General features: G+C 45.8%; 2 protein-coding genes. Both read right to left on the bottom strand.

All coding sequences use genetic code 11. The features are described 5' to 3' along the window. Positions 1-323, bottom strand: a 323-nt coding sequence (locus ACTXGO_RS15970) for an SDR family NAD(P)-dependent oxidoreductase (protein ID WP_443575212.1), incomplete at its 3' end; no start/stop codon positions are given. 10 nt (positions 324-333) lie between these two features. Then, a partial coding sequence (locus ACTXGO_RS15965) for a LysR substrate-binding domain-containing protein (protein WP_443575211.1) occupies positions 334-570 on the bottom strand: 237 nt, incomplete at its 5' end.

Here is a 570-nt window from a genome sequence, read left to right as displayed (position 1 = left end):
ACTTTTCGATAGACGCGTTCTGTAGTCTCTAAAATGGAGAAATGTACATTTGCACCAATATTAAACACCACAACTTCAATCGGGCCAACATCTTGCTCAATATGAGCAAACAGCGCGACCATCTCTTGCTCTACGCGAGCATCACAGCCAAATGGTATAGCTATACCACCAGCGGCCTCAATATCACTAACTAACGTGCTTAGTTTATTAGCAGTCCTTCTAGTCACGCATAGGGTGAATCCTTCTCTAGCGAAACGCCTGGCAACCGCGCTGCCAGTGGCGTCGCCTGCGCCAATGACAACTGCTACTGGTGCTCTACTCATAACTATCTCCTTATTTTTCATTAACCACTTTTATTCTCTCAACCAAAAAATCCACCGCAGCTTTGACTTTGGGTACCAAGTAGCGCTGTTTTTGGTATAACAGATAAACAGCCATATCTGCCTGCTGAGTAATCGCTAATGGATGCGTAAACTTTAGCTCTATGAGCTGCCCTGACTCCAGATATGAGGCTAACGCCCAGCGCGTAGACATCAAAATACCGTCACCGCTACAAGCCTTTTTTGCCAG

Source organism: Psychrobacter sp. T6-1, from assembly GCF_052258445.1.
The sequence above is the reverse complement of the archived record's forward strand: the minus strand, read 5'-3'. Positions and strand labels throughout refer to the sequence as shown.